This window comes from Rhizobium sp. RSm-3 (genome assembly GCF_001854685.1).
Lineage (GTDB): Bacteria > Pseudomonadota > Alphaproteobacteria > Rhizobiales > Rhizobiaceae > Rhizobium > Rhizobium ecuadorense.
In genome coordinates this window covers 64900-80984 of sequence record NZ_MAWZ01000016.1, presented here as the reverse complement: position 1 = coordinate 80984, position 16085 = coordinate 64900, and the positions used below count along the sequence as shown (strand labels likewise).

The window sequence follows — 16085 nt, the reverse complement described above, 5'->3', positions numbered from 1 at the left end:
GCCACACGATATGAGAAAACCGTTCGAAACTACAAAGCCATGATCGCTCTGGCCGCAACAATCCTATGGCTCAGATAAGTGTCCACAGCTCCTAGGGTGAGGGGCAGCCACAGGCGCAAAACCTCATCCAGCCATTCTTCTGAATCCCGCCCTACTTGACGATATCGAGATCGTTGATGACGCGCTTGCCGTCGACCTCGGTGTAGAAGACGATCACCTTGACGCCGGCCGCCAGCCCATCGAAATTGAATTCCTCGGGCGCCTGATAGGTCTTGCCGTCATCGAGCGTCAGCACGAGATTGGCGGTGTCGACCTTCTTGATCGTCGCCTCGACATCGGCGCTCTCGGCAAAACCGCTCATTGGCGACAGGAAACTTGCTGTTGCCAAAAGCGTGGCGACGACGAAACGCATGGCGACAATCCTTTTGAAACGCTGCACGAGAACATGACTGGCCACAGATAGCCTCCTGAATATGGCGAAAATTGCCCGTAAGAATGGCTTTTCCCGCCTAATTGATGAATAGGATTTTAAATATAATCAAGACAAAGCGTTAACCGCGGCTTTTCCCTCCCCATGACGTGTCGGCATCGCCTGCGGGCAATCGTAAATTAACCCCCTCGCCCTACAGTTACCCAGAATCTGAGGGTTTCATTTTGCTATCCAGGCTGAGCGACAACAAGCAATTACGGCGCGTGTTGAAGAATACCCGCGTCTCGTTTCTGGTTTCATCGCTTGTCGCCCTTGTCGTCATCATGGTCGGCTTCGGCCTCGACCGGGCCAATACTCAATCTTATGTGCGCGAACTTCATATCCGCACCGAAAGCGAGGCGAACCTCATCCGCGCCCGGGTGATGGCTGAGATCAACATGGATCTCAGCATGGTCCGCGACCTTGCCAATCTGATCTCCGTCAGCGCCGCAAACGGAGAGGAGATGGAGCGGCAGATCAACTGGCTGCTGATCCAGAACCCGTCCTTCATTCAAATCGCCGTCGCACCGGATTTCATCATCGACAACGTCTATCCCAGGCTACCCGGCAATGAGCAGATCGGCCGCGACGTGCGCGCAACGCTGTTTTCACGCCAGGCGATGACGCCGGCGGCCGGCGATCAGTCGGCCCGCTTCTACGGCCCTGTCAGCATCGACGGCCGGGACGGCTTTGCCATATTCTTCCCGGTCTTCGTCAAGGAGAACGGCCAGCGGCGGCTCTGGGGGGCGGTCGAGCTCGTCATCGACCAGCAGATGTTCTACGAGGCGACCGGGCTAATGCCGGCGCGCGACCGCGAGAACCGGGAACGTTTTCCGCATCTCAACCATCTTTCGATCGCCATGCGGGATATCGGCTCACCGGCGAGGGCCGCGACAACAGCGCCCTTCTTCGGGTCGTCCGAGATCGACGACAAGGATCCGATGCGCCAGAAGATCGGCTTTGCCGGCGGCAAGTGGGAACTCTCCGTCGTCCCGAACAGCGGCTGGAACGCGATACCGGAAAACCGAACCGAGCTGCGCCTGATCGTCCTTGCCGCCGGCTGCATCATCATCATCCCGATCTTCTTCGCAACTCTGCTGCTCGGCGAGCGCAATCGCAACATCACCGAGCTGGAGACGCGCGAGACGAAACTCAAGGAACTGTCGCAGCGGCTCGATCTGGCGCTGAAATCCTCGAATATCGGCATCTGGGAACTGCAGGATCATTCGAGCAGCCTGCTCTGGGATGCGCGCGCCGCAGCCCTGCACGGCAAGCCGGCGCAGGAGGGCAGCCGGGCGCTCGACGAATGGCTGGCAGCGATCCTGCCCGAGGACCGCGACATCGCCGAAGTGCATTTCTTCAGCTGCAGCATCGCCGGCACTGCCTGCACGGCGCAATACCGCATCCTGCTTGCCGATGGCGGCATCCGGCATCTGCGCTCGGTCGGCGCCTTCTATACGGATGCCGGCGGCGTCAGCAAGACGATCGGCATCGTCTGGGACGTGACCGCCGATGCGGAAACGACCGACACGCTGCGCAAGGCGAAAGACATGAGCGAGGTCAAGAATGCCGAGTTGGAGCTGGCGCTTGAAGAGCTTTCCAGCCGCGAGGGGCAGCTCGCCGAACTGTCGAGCCGGCTCGATCTGGCGCTCAATTCCTATCAATGCGGCATCTGGGAAGCGCGGCCCGACCGCGGCGGTTCGCTCTGGAACGAGCGTATGCACGAACTCTACGGGCTGGCGCCGCGCAACGGCTTCATGACCGAGGAGACCTGGCTCGGCTGCATCCACCCCGAGGATCGGGGGCTGGCGTTGGAAAGCGCGCGCCACTTCAAGAAGAACGGCGATACCCACACCCTCGTCTGCCGGGTGATCGCCGATAACGGCGCGGTGCGTTATGTCCGCTCGGTCGGCAAGGTCCACCAGACGGGGACCGGCGAGATGAAGATCATGGGCATCGCCTTCGATGCTACCGAAGACGTGCTGATGACGATCCGGCTGAAGGCTGCCAAGGACGAGGCGGTCGCCAAGAATATCGAACTCGAGCTTGCCAAAAACAGGATCGAGCACAATTCGCTGCACGACCCACTGACCGCGCTCGCCAATCGCCGCAAGCTCGACATCGCCCTCGAAGAGCTGACGAATGACGGCCGCCGGCAGCGGCAGAAATTCTCGATCCTGCACATCGACCTCGACCGGTTCAAGGAGATCAACGACACGCTCGGCCACGCCGCCGGCGATGCCATGCTGGTGCATGCCTCGAAGGTGCTCGCCAAGAATGTCCGCGGCAGTGATCTCGTGGCGCGCATCGGCGGCGACGAATTCGTCATCCTCGCCGTCGATGTCGGCGACACGGAGATGGCGGAGCTTTCGACGCGGATCATCGAGGAGATGCGCCAGCCGATCGATTTCCAGGGTTTTTCCTGCCGCTGCGGCGTGTCGATCGGCGTGGCGCTTGCCAACGGCATTCATGTCGATGCGCGCAAGGTGCTGATCAATGCCGATATCGCGCTCTACCGCGCCAAGAGCATGGGCCGCAACCGCTTCGAATTCTTCAACCACAATCTCCAGGCCGATATCATCAACACCAAACGCACCGCCGACGAGATCCTCGCCGGCATCGACAATGGCGAATTCACCGCCTGGTATCAGCCGCAATTCTCAGCCAGGACGATGGAACTGACGGGCGTGGAGGCGCTGGTGCGCTGGAACCATCCGGCCAAGGGGCTGTTGACCCCCGACAAATTCCTGCGCATCGCCGACGAGATCAATGTCGTGCAGATGCTCGACCGGATCGTGCTGGAAACGGCGCTACGCGACAAGATGCGCTGGACGGCGCTGGGGATTGCGGTTCCGAAGGTCTCGGTCAATGTCTCGGCGCGGCGGCTGCATGACGGCAGCCTGCTGGAATCACTTACAGATCTGCAGATCCGCCCCGGCGAGATCTCTTTCGAACTGGTGGAATCGATCTTCCTCGACGAGAGCGAGGATGTCGCGTCGCACAATCTCGAGCGCATCAAGGCGCTCGGCATCGATATCGAGATCGACGATTTCGGCACCGGCCATACCTCGATCGTCAGCCTGTTGAAGCTGAAGCCGAAGCGGCTGAAGATCGATCGCCAGCTGGTGCAGCCGATCGTCGGCGCCACGCAGGAGCGGGCGCTGGTCCGCTCGATCATCGACATTGCCCGCTCGCTCGGCGTCGAGACGGTGGCCGAAGGCGTGGAGACGGCAGCCCATGCCGAACTGCTGCGCGATCTCGGCTGCGATATCCTGCAGGGCTATGCCTTCTCGCGGCCGCTCTCCTTCGACGATTTCACCACCGAAGCCACCGGAACGGGATGGCGGCTGGCGTCCTGACCGTCTTCCTTTGATCTGGACGGAACAGCATTTCCGCCGCCGCCGGTTTGGCGCAAAGAAAGGCTTTTGCCTCGATGGCTTTTTGGCCTATGAGTGTCGCGCCTTTTCAAGCAATGGCGCGACCGGCTTTGGCGCGCCACCGTGGGAACACATGTCGCACAATACATTCGGTCACCTCTTCCGCGTAACCACCTGGGGCGAAAGCCATGGGCCGGCGCTCGGCTGCGTCGTCGACGGCTGCCCTCCAGGGCTGCGCTTCACGCTCGCCGATCTGCAGGTCTGGCTCGACAAGCGCAAGCCCGGACAATCCCGCTTCGTCACGCAGCGGCGCGAGGACGATCTGGTGAAGGTACTGTCCGGCGTCATGCTCGATGCCGACGGCGAGACGATGACGACAACCGGCACGCCGATCTCGATGCTGATCGAAAACACCGACCAGCGCTCCAAGGATTACGGCGAGATCGCCCGGCAATACCGCCCCGGCCATGCCGATTTTACCTATGATCTCAAATACGGCATTCGCGACTATCGCGGCGGCGGCCGTTCCTCGGCGCGCGAGACTGCAGCAAGGGTTGCCGCCGGCGGCATCGCCCGGCTCGTCGTGCCCGGCGTGACGGTGCGCGGCGCGCTGGTGCAGATCGGCAAGCACAAGATCGACCGGCGCAACTGGGACTGGGATCAGGTCGGGCAGAACCCGTTCTTCTCCCCCGATGCGGCGATCGTGCCGGTCTGGGAGGAATATCTCGACGGCATCCGCAAGGCGGGCTCGTCGATCGGCGCCGTCGTCGAAGTGATCGCCGAAGGCGTGCCGGCCGGCCTCGGCGCACCGATCTATGCCAAGCTCGACCAGGATATCGCCTCGCTGCTGATGTCGATCAACGCCGTGAAGGGTGTGGAGATCGGCAATGGCTTTGCCGCCGCCGAAACATCGGGCGAAGACAATGCCGACGAGATGCGCATGGGCAATGACGGCACGCCGATCTTCCTTTCCAACAATGCCGGCGGTATTCTTGGCGGCATCTCGACCGGACAGCCTGTTGTGGCGCGTTTTGCCGTCAAGCCGACCTCCTCGATCCTGACCGAACGCCAGTCGATCGATGCCGACGGCAAGAATGTCGACATCCGCACCAAGGGCCGGCACGACCCCTGCGTCGGCATCCGCGCCGTGCCGATCGGCGAAGCGATGGTCGCCTGCGCCGTCGCCGACCATTATCTTCGCGACCGCGGCCAGACCGGCCGTCTGAAATAGGAGCGCCCCATGTCTTATGATCAGAAGCGCGTCGTCGACGCCATCCGGGCCTTCGAGGCCGGCGAAATCGTCGTCGTCATGGACGACAATGACCGCGAAAACGAGGGCGACCTGATCGTCGCCGCCGTGCATACGACGCCTGAAAAGATGGCCTTCATCGTGCGCCACACCTCAGGCATCGTCTGCGCGCCGATGCCGAAGGAAGAGGCGAAACGCCTCAACCTCAACGCCATGGTGGCGGAAAACGATTCGGCCCATACGACGGCCTTTACCGTCTCGGTCGATTTCAAGCATGGCACGACGACCGGCATCTCAGCCGACGACCGGACGCTGACGGTGCGCAACCTGGCCAATCCGAATGTCGGCGCCGCCGATTTCGTCCGTCCCGGCCACATCTTCCCGCTGGTTTCGCGCGAAGGCGGCGTGCTGATGCGCTCCGGCCATACGGAAGCGGCCGTCGACCTCTGCAAGCTCGCCGGCCTGCCGCCGATCGGCGTCATCTCGGAACTGGTCAATGACGACGGCACCGTCACGCGCGGCCCGCAGGTGGTCGATTTCGCCGAGCAGCACGGGCTGAAGCTCGTCTCCGTCGCCGATCTCATCGCTTATCGCCAGCGCAAGGAAACGCTGGTCGAGCACGGCACCAGCTTCGACATCGACACCCCGTTCGGCAAGGCCAAGGCCCATACCTATGCCCTGCCCTGGGATCCGATGCAGCATCTCGCCGTCGTCTTCGGCGACATCCGCGACGGCGTCGACATCCCGGTGCGCCTGCATCCGGAAAATGTTGCCGAGGATCTGTTCGGCAAGAACAGCCCGGTCGATTTCTACATGCAGAAGATTTCCGAGGAAGGCCGCGGCGTCATCGTCTATCTGCGCGAGGGCTCGGTCGGCGTCGGCCATTACGACAACGGCCGCAAGGCCCGCAACCAGGGCCGCGAAGCCCATGCCGAAGCCCAGAGCCGCGACAGCGAATGGCTGGAAATCGGCCTCGGCGCCCAAATCCTCAAGGACCTCGGCGTCAGCTCGATCAAATTGCTGACCAGCCGCGAGCGCCACTATGTCGGGCTGGAAGGTTTCGGGATCAAGATCAGCAAGACGGAGATTTGCTGAGGTTTCCTCTTTCTCCCCAGCGAGAGAAAGGCCCCTCCCCAACCCCTCCCCACAAGGGGAGGGACTAACCCGTGGCGAGCCCTGCCCCAAAAAATACGCGACCACATGCTGCAGCATCAGGAATGAAATGCGACGGGTGCCACACGGCAGCCCCTCCCCCTTGTGGGGAGGGGTTGGGGAGGGGTTTTCCCACAAGGCGCTACATCTCCGGCGAAGAGACTACCCTCTCCACCCCTCCATCAACACCACCTTCTCCACCCCCGCAAACCGCGCCACCCGGTCGAGTTCCGCCTCCAGCCGCTCCAGCCGTCCCGCCGAAGCCTTCACGCCGGGCTCCAGCCAGAGCCTCTTGACATCGAGCGTCGATTTCTTCCGGTCCGCCTTCATGTCGATGCGGCCGATCAGCCTGTCGCCTTCGAGCAGCGGGAAGACGTAATAGCCATATTCGCGCTTCGGCTCGGGCACGAAAATCTCGATGCGGTAGAAGAAGCCGAACAGGCGTTCGGTGCGGTTGCGGTCGCGGATCATCGGGTCGAAGGGGCTGAGCACGCGGATGCGCGGCGGTGCGCCGGGGTAGCTGTCGAGCGTCGAGAGGAAATCCGCAAAGGCCCAGGAGGGGCGCGGCTTGGCCCCGAGCGCCGGTTCGATCAGCACCTCGATCAGCTCGTCGCGATGAGCGGCGACCCAGGTTTTGGCCTCTTCAGGCGAGACGAGGCTCCAGAAGGCCGATATCTCGCCATGGGTGGCAAAGCCGAGGCGGCTGAGAGCGCTGCGGCAGGCCCAGTCGATAAATTCCTCGCGGCTCACCTCCGGCTCGCGGAACTCGGTCGGAATGACGCGCTCGGTGAGATCATAGATCTTCTGGAAGTTCGAGCGGCCGGCGATGGCGAACTTGCCGGTGTGCCAGAAATATTCGAGCGCCGTCTTGTTCGGATGCCAGTTCCACCAGCCGCCGGAAACATGGCCGTCGGCCTTGATGTCACGCGCCAGGATCGCGCCGTCGCGCTCTACGCGCTGATAGGTCTCGTCGAATGCGGCCTCGAACCCCTCGCCGCGCCATTTGCGCCAGCGCTCGACGATGACCTTCTCCTGATGGCGGAACTTGTGCTTCCAATAGACGAAGAAGGCGCTCGGCAGGATCGAGGCGTCATGCGTCCAGTGCTCGAACAGCGTGCCGTCCTTTTCGAGCAGCGCGGTCAGATGTTCGCGCCTGTAGGTCTGGTTGCGGGAAAACAGGATCTGGTGATGCGCCCGCTCGACCGTCTGGATGCTGTCCACCTGGACGAAACCCAGCTCACGGATGAGCTGCAGTAGGCCCTCCTTGGTCAGGGCGCGGTTCGGTGGCGTGCTCAATCCCTGCTTGGCAAGGAAGACACGGCGGGCGTCGGCATTGGAGAGCAGATTCGTCATGGATGCATCATAACGCGGAAAATCTTCCTAGCCACCCGATATCGAGATTTGCTCTTCATCACCCTCGATTACCCGTATAGAAGCGCTGCTGTCAGGTTGGCGCGAATGGCTGCCCCTCACCCTAACCCTCTCCCCGCTCGCGGGGAGAGGGGACGTGCCCTGCGAGACGTTGGCGAGGGACGGAGAGGTTGCGGCATGTTCCCTTCTCCCCGCGCGCGGGGAGAAGGTGGCGGCAGCCGGATGAGGGGCTGGTCTTCGCAGATCTGCCCATTGAAGGCCGGATGCGAGGAACTGGTTTGGACATACGATTCGAAGGTGCCGGGGTCAGTTTCGGGGCACGAGTGGCGCTGGAGCCGCTGACGCTCGGCATCAGCGGCAAGCGCATCGGCGTCATCGGGCTGAACGGCTCGGGCAAGACCACCTTTGCGCGGCTGATCAACGGGCTGACCAGGCCGACGGTCGGGCGCGTCACCGTCAACGGCCGCGACACGGCCGATGAGAAGGCTGCCGCGGTCGATGTCGGCTTCATCTTCCAGTCGCCGCAGAACCAGATCATCCTGCCGATCGTCCGCGACGACATCGCCTTCGGGCTGAAGCGGCACGGTTTCAGCAAGGCGGAGATCGAGGCGAAGGTCGAGCGTGTTCTCGCTCGCTTCGGGGCCGAAGCGCTCGCCGACCGCCGGGCGCATGAGCTTTCCGGCGGCGAGTTGCAGGTGGCAGCCCTCTGCTCGGTGCTGGTGACGGGGCCAGGCATTCTCATCCTCGATGAACCCACAAACCAGCTCGACCTGAAGAACCGGGCGCTGGTCGAGCGGATTATCGCCGGGTTGCCGGAAAGCGCCATCGTCATCACCCATGATCTGGAGCTGATCGCCGATTTCGAACGGGTGCTGCTGTTTCATCAAGGACGGCTGGCCGCCGATGCGCCGGCGACGGAGGCGATCGCCCGCTACAAGGAGATCGCCGCCTGATGCAGTCGCTCTATGTCGAAGGCAACAGCCCGATGCACCGGCTTTCGCCGCGGGTCAAGCTGGTGTCGCTTGCGGTCTTCGGCATCGTGCTGTTCATCAGCCAGAACATCGCCCTGCTTTCCGGCTTGGTGGTGCTGATGGCGGTTCTCTACCGCACGACCGGCCTACCGCTCGGCGAGGGCCTTCGGCGGCTGCGGCCGGTCTTCCTGACCATTGCGGTGGTGGCGCTGTTCAATCTCCTCTTCAATCCCTGGCAGGCGGCACTCGTGCCGGTGCTGCGGCTGACGGCGCTGATGCTTCTTGCCGCCGCGGTGACGGCGACGACGTCGATCACTGCCTTCATCGACGAGGTGACGGCACTCGCCCGCCCGCTGGAGCGCACCGGCTTTGTGCAGGCCGACGATATCGGCCTGGCGCTCGGGCTCGTCCTGCGCTTCGTGCCCGACATCATCGGCCGTTATCAGGCGATCCGCGAGGCCCATAAAGCGCGCGGGCTGAAGGCCCGGCCGACGACGCTGCTGGCGCCGCTGATCATCCTGACGCTCAGGGATGCGGATAATGTCGCCGCGGCGATTGACGCGCGCCGCATTCGGCGGCATGGGAGTTAACCAGTTTTAACCACGGAGTTCATGATGAGCACCCGCGACCTCGTCCTTACCGCCCTCTTCGCCGCGATCATCGTGGCACTGGGCCTGCTGCCGCCGATCTCCCTCGGCTTCATTCCGGTGCCGATCACCGCCCAATCACTTGGCGTCATGATGGCCGGTGTCGTGCTCGGCGCCCGCCGCGGCGCGATTGCCGTGCTGATCGTGCTGCTGCTCGTCGCCATCGGCCTGCCGGTGCTTTCCGGCGGCCGCGGCGGCCTTGCCATCTTCGCCTCGCCGTCGGCCGGCTTCCTCGTCGGCTGGATCTTCGGCGCCTTCGTCACCGGCTATCTCAGCGAGCGCCTGGTCAACCACGGCCAATCCGGCCTGGTGCAGACGGTGAGCTTCTTCCTCGCCGCCATGGTCGGCGGGGTCGTCGTGCTCTATGCCTTCGGCATTGCCTATCTCGCCACCGTCGCAGGCCTCGGCTTCACCAAAGCCTTCGTCGGCTCGATGGCCTTCATTCCGGGCGACGTCATCAAGGCGTTCGTCGCAGCCCTCCTCGGCCGCGCCGTCATGGTCGGCTATCCCCTGCTGCCGGCGCGCGCATAACCGTCCCTTCGCAAATGCTCGCAATGGCCGTCTTCGTCAAAAGGCGGCCATTGTGCGTTAATGGCGCGCGCAATATCCATCGCTCGACATAGGAGGCGAGCCACACGTCTCTATAACGTGGGATAAGGGACCGTCTTCGTTGCGATCTTGGCATGACCTGGAATCCGGGCAACAAAAAACCGCCTTGAGGCGGTCGGGCATTCTATCGATTTCAGTTTGATTTAGTCTCCTCCTCCATCTCCACCTCCTCCGTCGCCACCGTCACAGCCGCCACCGTGGCAGTCGCTGCCATGTGAGACATCGCACCCAGCTCCAGCTCCATCGCCATCACTGCCCAACTTATTGCTAGTGACGGAGATCACGGCAAACAGGATGAAGCAGGTAATGAACAAGCCATCCGAGAAAAATTTGTCCAATCAGTGTCCTTTCGTTTGCATCGGGAAATCTCGTTTCCCTATTGAAATAATAGAGTAATTTCCCGATCCCGACAATTGCTGCAATATGAAACTTTTATGACATCCGGGATCGCGTCGAAACGCCCTCTCTTGTCACCGCCAGGTAGCCCCGGCTCTGCGCTGCGTGACAGCCCAGAGTCGGGCTGGGTTGATTCAAGCCGTCGCCCTTCGGGGAAAGAGCACGGCTTGCGGGGCGGCTTTGGCCCCTGCCACGATCAGGGGATCCCGATAGAGACGCGGGGACGCTATTCCCAGCCTGGAATGCAGCGTTGCGGCCGAGCCGGGTAGAAACGGGAGGAGGCAGCGGGCAACGATCGCCAGGCCGTAGATCTGCTCGGCCAGGCAGGCGCCGAGACGTTCGGCGGTCGCCTTGCGATCCTGCGGAGAGGGATGACCAAGCAGCGTTTTCGCATCCGCCCATGGCGCCTGCTTTGTAAACTGCCGGTTCGCCTCGCCGACAAACTCAAAGATATCGGCGAGGCCGACATGGAGCTCGTAGGCCTCGAAAGCCTCCACCACCTTCCCCGGAAGGCAGGCGGCCTGCTGGACGAACGCGCTGTTCGGCACGGGTGGTACGATGCCGTCGAACGATTGATTGAGAAGAGCAAGGACCCGGTTGGCGAGGTTGCCGAGCTGGCCTGCGAGCTCTCCCGACCATGCGGCGTCGAGACGTTCGCCCGAGAAGTCGCCATCATCTCCCGAGCGTATATGCCTGAGCAGGTAATATCGCAGTGCATCCGGCGTTCCGTAGGCGTCGATGACGCCTTCCGGATCGATGCCGTTGCCGGCCGATTTGCCGATCTTCCTGCCGTCCAGCGTGACGTAGCCGTGCACGAGGATCGACGATGGCGGCGGCAGGCCGGCGGAGAGCAGGATGGCCGGCCAGTAGATGGCATGGAACTTGGAGATGCCCTTGCCGACGACATGAATGCGGTCTCCACCGTTCCAATAGCGCTGGAGGAGCGCCCGATCGGACCCGTGCCCCAGGCCTGTGAGATAGTTCGCCAGGGCATCGAACCAGACGTAGACGACGTCACCTCCACTGGGCTCTTCGCCATCGGGAACCGGCACGCCCCAGCCTCGCGCCCGTTCGGCGCTGCGCGACACGCTGATGTCGGTCAGGCCGCGCCGCAGCAGGGCAAGGATCTCGTTGCGCCGATGGGCTGGAACGATCCGAAGCTCACCGGTTTCGACGAGTTCGAGAAGCCGGCCGCCATATCGGGAGAGGCGGAAGAACCAGTTCTCCTCGCGGACGACCTCAAGGGCAATGCCATGTTCCGGGCAGCGCCCGTCATTGAGTTCCGATGGCTCGTAGAATTGCTCGCAGCCGACGCAGTAGAGGCCCTCATAGGCCTTGCGATAGAGATCGCCATTTCCCGCGCATGCCCGCCACAAGGCGTGGACGCAGGCGGCATGCCTTGGATCGCGGGAGGTGCGGACGAATTCCTCACTGGAGATATCGAGCCGGCCGCCAAGGCGCGCGAACCTGTCGGCATTGGCATTGACGAAGTCCCTCACCTGCAGTCCCGCGGCCTCCGCCGCCCTGACATTCTTCAGGCTGTTGTCGTCGGTTCCGCACTGGAACCTGACGTCATGGCCGAGAAGCCTGAAATGACGGGCATAGGCATCGGCCTGGACGAGTTCGAGGGCAAAGCCCACATGCGGCGCGGCATTGACGTAGGGAATGGAGGAGGTGATGTAGATCTCGTTCATCGGCGTTTCCTTTCGAAGGCTGTTGTTGCCGGCGAGACGGATCGACCCATGAAAAAACCGCCTCGAGGGCGGTCGCTGGTGCATTATGGACGCACGAAACCCGCCACGCTATGAGCGCGGCATCATCATCACGAAAGTGCTGATCGTGTTGTTGTCCATGCCATTTTCTAGCATCAAGGGCGGTTTCGAACAAGCGCCGCTTGAAGCCGCTGCGCTTTGCCACCCGCCCGTTTGATCATCAAAACGGGTTCTTAGTCTTAGGGTTCTTCTCGACGATCGGGAGACACGGGAGGATTTCGCTTGTCAGCCCAAGCTGAACAAAATGCTTTCCAGAAATCCCGCAACGCCAGTAGGAGTGCGCCGTTGTATTTTCCGTACACGAACGTCACCACGTCATCGGTATCCCACCGCCCTTTCTCTCGCTTGTCTTTCACCGAAAACTCCACATGTGAAGGGCGATCAGCACGTCCGATGACGCGCACCATTTTGCGAGGTGCGAGCCATAGCTCAAAATAAGTTGATGTCAGGTGCCGAATTTTTCAACGGCACCCACCCAATCTTGCCCGTCTATTGCGAAGAAGCTATCCCGATGCGGTCATGCGGAGCAATAGATTCACTTATCCTCGACAGGATGAAGGCGGCCCGTTCTCTCACTGAGGGGCTCGGATCAGATCTCAAAGTCAACGCAAGTTCCTGAGCCTCGCGGCTTCCGCCCCAGTGCTGAATAACCGCCGTCAGTGCAGCGCGCCGGACAATCGGCGATGCATCTGAACCAGCAGCTCTAATGACTCCTGCTTGGTCGATTGAGAGCTTGATATCGCGAAAATCGAATTTAGGCGCTCGCGTCCTTCGTCCCATAGACTTGTCTATCCACTGCCACTCCCTACCCACAAGCCAAGCTGCGCGCATGTCCGCGATGGCTTGAACCGCCACGGCACGGACCCAAGGTTGTCTCGCGTTCGCTGCCAATTGCGGTAAATGGGGATCCATCGAACTATTCTTCAGCACGAGACGAAAAATCCGAGAAACAGGCCCGGTTTGCCCTTCGCGGAGGATACGGGCCAACTCTTCAGCGACGTCAGGCCTTGCCAGCGCTTCTTCCATCGCTTGCCGTTCAACACCCCATCGTCCCCAACTGTCCTGATGCAGAACCAGGGAGGCCGCGGCATTGGCGATCACCTCGGCCGACGTCAGTGGGAAACAGCGTTTCGCACAGGCAAACGCGGCAACGCGAACCGGCTGAGCCCAGTCATTCAGACGCATGGCGACAGCAGCGAACAGAAAAGGACTCTCCAGTGCCCCGGTTATCCTCTGGAGGGCAGCTTCCCTCATTCGCCCGTCGCGGTGAAATATGAACAGGTAACGGAGATCGGGCAATCTCAATAACTGTTCTCGATCTGAGAGATGAGGCCAAAATAGCTTGTCAAGCCATGCGGGCTTGGGACGCCAACGAGTTAGATTTGCAGCTGTCGCGATCGCCGGATCGGCTTGGCTGATCGATGCGGCCGGGAGAGCGGACATGTGAGCCAAAACGGCAGGAAGCTCAGCTTTGACGCTTCGGCCACTATGCAGGCGTTCACCAACGGCAGCGAGCGTTTTTCCAAGATCGGGTGGCAAGATATCTGATTTGGTCATTAGCTCATTTTGGGTCACCAACAACTGCAGATCAATGGGCGTAAAAACATTCTCCTCAAACGGTCGCTTGTGGGGAAAGACCTTTAATTTCCAAGCGTTATGCTCGAGGCTTTCGTCGCCGCTCTGCTCGACCGCGCCCATTGACGCCGGCCGCTTCTCTCAATGTCTTCATCAGCGCATCGAGCGCCCGGCTTGGTGGCGCTTATTCGATGATCGGCGGACCGGCGGATCGGCATTCCTTCATGAACCATTCGGTAAAACGGCGCACCGGCTTTTTCGCCCACGAGCTGGTGATCAGGTAATATCCCTGGGTCTCTGCCGTCGAGATGTCCGAAAGCACGACGAGGTCGCCGCGATCGATCTCTCGCCGAAACACTTCGACCGGGCACAATGCCACGCCATGCCCGGCGATCACCGCCGTGGCAAGAATATTGAAGTCCTGAAATATCGGCCCCCGGACCGGCTCGGGCGGCTTTGCATCGGACTTTCGGAACCATTCTTTCCAGCCGTCCACGGATTCGTCGTGCAGCAGGTCGGCCGCGGCAAAGGAAACGTTGTCGATCGTCCAATTCCGCTTTGCCAGATAGTGAAGGCTGGCCACCGGCTGGTTGCGGCGGGAGAACAGCAGGCGGCTCTCCCGTCCCCCCGACAGGTCTTCTCCCATGGTAATCAGAACATCCAGGCTTTCGTCGTCGAAGCGCTCCTCCGCTTTTGCATAGACGATCCTGACGTCGAGCTCGGGATCGCTCTCCCGGAAGGACGGAAGTGCGGGAACCAGCCAGCGCGACGCGATCGAAGGAATGCATCCGACGGTGATCGAACGCATATTGTGGTCTCGGCGCATATTGCCCGTGGCGTGGGCGATCGCTGCCAAGGAGCCCGAGATCGCCAGATAATATTCGCTGCCCGCCGGGGTCAGCGCAACGCCGCGCCCGGATTTTTGCAGCAGCTTGCGTCCCAGCCATGCCTCCAGATGTTTCAGCTGATGGCTGATCGCTGCATGGGTCACATGCAGTTCGTCTCCGGCCTTTGAGAGACTCATGAGCCGGGCGGTCGCTTCGAAGGCTCTCAAGGCGTTCAGCGGCGGCAGCTGCATATGTTCGAATTCCTCACATGACCGGCAGAATTTATTATCCGGCAGAAATGTCAAATCTATTCAGATCTATCCTAGGATAGCGCAACGCATTCAAACACTATATGTAAATTATTCTAACAGTTTTCGCAATTTTGATCATTTGAAGCAACCGGCGATTTCGATGCCTAATGGATCATGGAGATCGGAAACATTTCCATCATTCACAGGAGAAAGAACATGTTTGTGAGAAGCCTGAAAGACGTGGAGCAGACCGAGCGCTTCGTCGATTGGGGCAATGGCACCAGCCATCGCCTGCTGACGAATGATGACGGGATGGGATTTACGGTCTGCCACACCGTCGTTCGCGCCAACACGCAAGCCCTGCTGCAGTATCGCAACCACCTGGAGGCCTGCTTTTGCATCCAGGGAGAAGGCGAGGTCGAGGATATGGACGGGAACGTCTTTCCCATCCGCGTCGGCGATATCTACGTCCTCGACCAACATGATCGACACTATCTGCGGGGCGGCAAGGACAAGGACCTCATTCTCGTCAGCGTCTTCAATCCGCCATTGAAAGGGACGGAACGTCACGATCTGAACAACAGAAGCGGTTCCGAATATTGAGGCCCGGCGACGCGGCGGGGTGCTGCGATTTCCCGAGCGGTTTCAAGACCTTCACCATCATTGCCGTATTGGTCAGGTGCCGACTATCCTTGGCGAACGGTTCGGCGACGTGATAGCAAGGGGTGGGAATTGCACGCTTCGCTGCGGCGTGCCCACATTGGATGGAGGGGCCTGCTGCCGTGATCCGCACGAAGATCGATACGCTGTGGTTCAAGCGGTGTTGCGCCTTTCACCTGCAGTTTCTTCCCGATCGCGATACGCTGTCAAAGCTCTGCGTCTTGCAAGACAGTATCGAGCGGGACAGCGCCGGCCCGCTCTTACGCGTTCCGGCGACCAGCCTGCACATGACGGTCGTCACCCTGGTCAACGCGGCGGCCCAATTCAGCATTCCGAACAACGAGGTCTGGAAGCGCAACGGGGGAAGATGGAAGGAGATCGTCGCGAGACTGATCGAAGCGACCCCATCGTTTGATCTTCATTTTGATGAGGTGGCGGTTTCGGAAGCCGCTGTCTTCGTCAAAGCGGAAGAACCGGCGGAATTGCGCCAGCTTCGTTCGGCCATTTCGCAGGCCATCGGCTTCGAAGAGTGGCATCCAAGCCCGCCTGATATAGCGCATATGACACTGTTCCGGTTTTTTGCCGAAGAGCCGGTGCCGACGGTCGGCTTCGACGCCGGTTGTTTGCCCATAGGAGTGCGGGCTGGATCCCTCACCTTGCTGGAAGAGCGCGTTTATCCAAATGTCGACACCAATATACTCAGCGCACCGCTCCTTTGCGGCAAAAGCGCGGAATAACAACTCCGGCCGGCGGCCGAAC

General features: G+C 61.2%; 13 protein-coding genes and 1 pseudogene. 9 read left to right on the top strand and 5 right to left on the bottom strand.

What is annotated here, in order from left to right; genetic code table 11:
* Positions 1–78: pseudogene (locus BBJ66_RS34975) on the top strand (IS5/IS1182 family transposase); the annotation flags it as partial.
* Positions 79–151: 73 nt separating this feature from the next.
* Here the strand turns inward: BBJ66_RS34975 and BBJ66_RS16935 are convergent.
* Positions 152–412 carry a DUF1344 domain-containing protein gene (locus BBJ66_RS16935; protein ID WP_049736051.1) on the bottom strand — a complete coding sequence of 87 codons (261 nt, stop codon included), beginning with the start codon at positions 410–412 and terminating at the stop codon, positions 152–154.
* Positions 413–654: 242 nt separating this feature from the next.
* Between BBJ66_RS16935 and BBJ66_RS16930 the strand changes: the two genes are divergently transcribed.
* The 3 genes from BBJ66_RS16930 to ribB all read left to right on the top strand — a co-directional run bounded on the left by BBJ66_RS16930 (position 655) and on the right by ribB (position 6190).
* Positions 655–3828, top strand: coding sequence for a bifunctional diguanylate cyclase/phosphodiesterase (locus tag BBJ66_RS16930; protein ID WP_071088516.1), 3174 nt, complete (start codon positions 655–657; stop codon positions 3826–3828).
* Positions 3829–3979: 151 nt separating this feature from the next.
* Positions 3980–5077: a chorismate synthase gene (gene aroC / locus BBJ66_RS16925; protein ID WP_049736050.1), complete on the top strand. Its 1098-nt coding sequence runs from the start codon at positions 3980–3982 to the stop codon at positions 5075–5077.
* Between the two features lie 9 nt (positions 5078–5086).
* A complete protein-coding gene (gene ribB / locus BBJ66_RS16920) occupies positions 5087–6190 on the top strand; it encodes a 3,4-dihydroxy-2-butanone-4-phosphate synthase (RefSeq protein WP_049736021.1) in 1104 nt (367 codons plus the stop codon).
* Between the two features lie 219 nt (positions 6191–6409).
* On the opposite strand, the gene BBJ66_RS16915 is transcribed toward ribB, so the two are convergent.
* Positions 6410–7600 (bottom strand): winged helix-turn-helix domain-containing protein, encoded by a 1191-nt coding sequence (locus BBJ66_RS16915; RefSeq protein WP_071088513.1) that lies wholly within the window; start codon positions 7598–7600, stop codon positions 6410–6412.
* Between the two features lie 296 nt (positions 7601–7896).
* Here BBJ66_RS16915 and BBJ66_RS16910 point away from each other — a divergent pair, with 296 nt between their 5' ends.
* From BBJ66_RS16910 to BBJ66_RS16900, 3 genes are read left to right on the top strand one after another with little or no spacing between them, the layout of a single operon-like run.
* Positions 7897–8571: an energy-coupling factor ABC transporter ATP-binding protein gene (locus BBJ66_RS16910; RefSeq protein ID WP_071088511.1), complete on the top strand. Its 675-nt coding sequence runs from the start codon at positions 7897–7899 to the stop codon at positions 8569–8571.
* Complete coding sequence (locus tag BBJ66_RS16905; protein WP_071088509.1) at positions 8571–9179, top strand: energy-coupling factor transporter transmembrane component T family protein; 609 nt, start codon at positions 8571–8573, stop codon at positions 9177–9179. The genes BBJ66_RS16910 and BBJ66_RS16905 overlap by 1 nt, the downstream gene beginning before the upstream one ends.
* A 24-nt stretch (positions 9180–9203) precedes the next feature.
* Entirely contained in the window at positions 9204–9767 is a 564-nt protein-coding gene (locus BBJ66_RS16900) for a biotin transporter BioY (protein WP_049736017.1), read from the top strand.
* A gap of 608 nt (positions 9768–10375) precedes the next feature.
* Here BBJ66_RS16900 and BBJ66_RS16895 read toward each other — a convergent pair.
* The 3 genes from BBJ66_RS16895 to BBJ66_RS16885 all read right to left on the bottom strand — a co-directional run bounded on the left by BBJ66_RS16895 (position 10376) and on the right by BBJ66_RS16885 (position 14666).
* Entirely contained in the window at positions 10376–11935 is a 1560-nt protein-coding gene (locus BBJ66_RS16895) for a methionine--tRNA ligase (RefSeq protein ID WP_071088507.1), read from the bottom strand.
* Positions 11936–12502: 567 nt separating this feature from the next.
* Positions 12503–13711, bottom strand: a complete 1209-nt coding sequence (locus BBJ66_RS16890; protein ID WP_083335575.1) for a hypothetical protein — start codon at positions 13709–13711, stop codon at positions 12503–12505.
* A 61-nt stretch (positions 13712–13772) separates the two neighbouring features.
* Positions 13773–14666: a LysR substrate-binding domain-containing protein gene (locus tag BBJ66_RS16885; protein ID WP_071088505.1), complete on the bottom strand. Its 894-nt coding sequence runs from the start codon at positions 14664–14666 to the stop codon at positions 13773–13775.
* A 216-nt stretch (positions 14667–14882) separates the two neighbouring features.
* On the opposite strand from BBJ66_RS16885, the gene BBJ66_RS16880 reads away from it, so the two are divergent.
* Both BBJ66_RS16880 and BBJ66_RS16875 read left to right on the top strand, forming a co-directional pair.
* Complete coding sequence (locus tag BBJ66_RS16880) at positions 14883–15269, top strand: ectoine synthase (protein ID WP_071088503.1); 387 nt, start codon at positions 14883–14885, stop codon at positions 15267–15269.
* 179 nt (positions 15270–15448) lie between these two features.
* A complete protein-coding gene (locus tag BBJ66_RS16875) occupies positions 15449–16063 on the top strand; it encodes a 2'-5' RNA ligase family protein (protein WP_071088525.1) in 615 nt (204 codons plus the stop codon).
* Positions 16064–16085 lie beyond the last annotated feature (22 nt).

What these genes read in the sequence shown, in the direction of transcription:
- BBJ66_RS16885 (WP_071088505.1), bottom strand. Translation starts at nt 14,666, where the DNA reads ATGCAGCTGCCGCCGCTGAACGCCTTGAGAGCCTTCGAAGCGACCGCC.
- BBJ66_RS16915 (WP_071088513.1), bottom strand. Translation starts at nt 7,600, where the DNA reads ATGACGAATCTGCTCTCCAATGCCGACGCCCGCCGTGTCTTCCTTGCC.
- BBJ66_RS16900 (WP_049736017.1), top strand. Translation starts at nt 9,204, where the DNA reads ATGAGCACCCGCGACCTCGTCCTTACCGCCCTCTTCGCCGCGATCATC.
- BBJ66_RS16895 (WP_071088507.1), bottom strand. Translation starts at nt 11,935, where the DNA reads ATGAACGAGATCTACATCACCTCCTCCATTCCCTACGTCAATGCCGCG.
- BBJ66_RS16935 (WP_049736051.1), bottom strand. Translation starts at nt 412, where the DNA reads ATGCGTTTCGTCGTCGCCACGCTTTTGGCAACAGCAAGTTTCCTGTCG.
- ribB (WP_049736021.1), top strand. Translation starts at nt 5,087, where the DNA reads ATGTCTTATGATCAGAAGCGCGTCGTCGACGCCATCCGGGCCTTCGAG.
- BBJ66_RS16890 (WP_083335575.1), bottom strand. Translation starts at nt 13,711, where the DNA reads ATGGGCGCGGTCGAGCAGAGCGGCGACGAAAGCCTCGAGCATAACGCT.
- BBJ66_RS16880 (WP_071088503.1), top strand. Translation starts at nt 14,883, where the DNA reads ATGTTTGTGAGAAGCCTGAAAGACGTGGAGCAGACCGAGCGCTTCGTC.
- BBJ66_RS16905 (WP_071088509.1), top strand. Translation starts at nt 8,571, where the DNA reads ATGCAGTCGCTCTATGTCGAAGGCAACAGCCCGATGCACCGGCTTTCG.
- aroC (WP_049736050.1), top strand. Translation starts at nt 3,980, where the DNA reads ATGTCGCACAATACATTCGGTCACCTCTTCCGCGTAACCACCTGGGGC.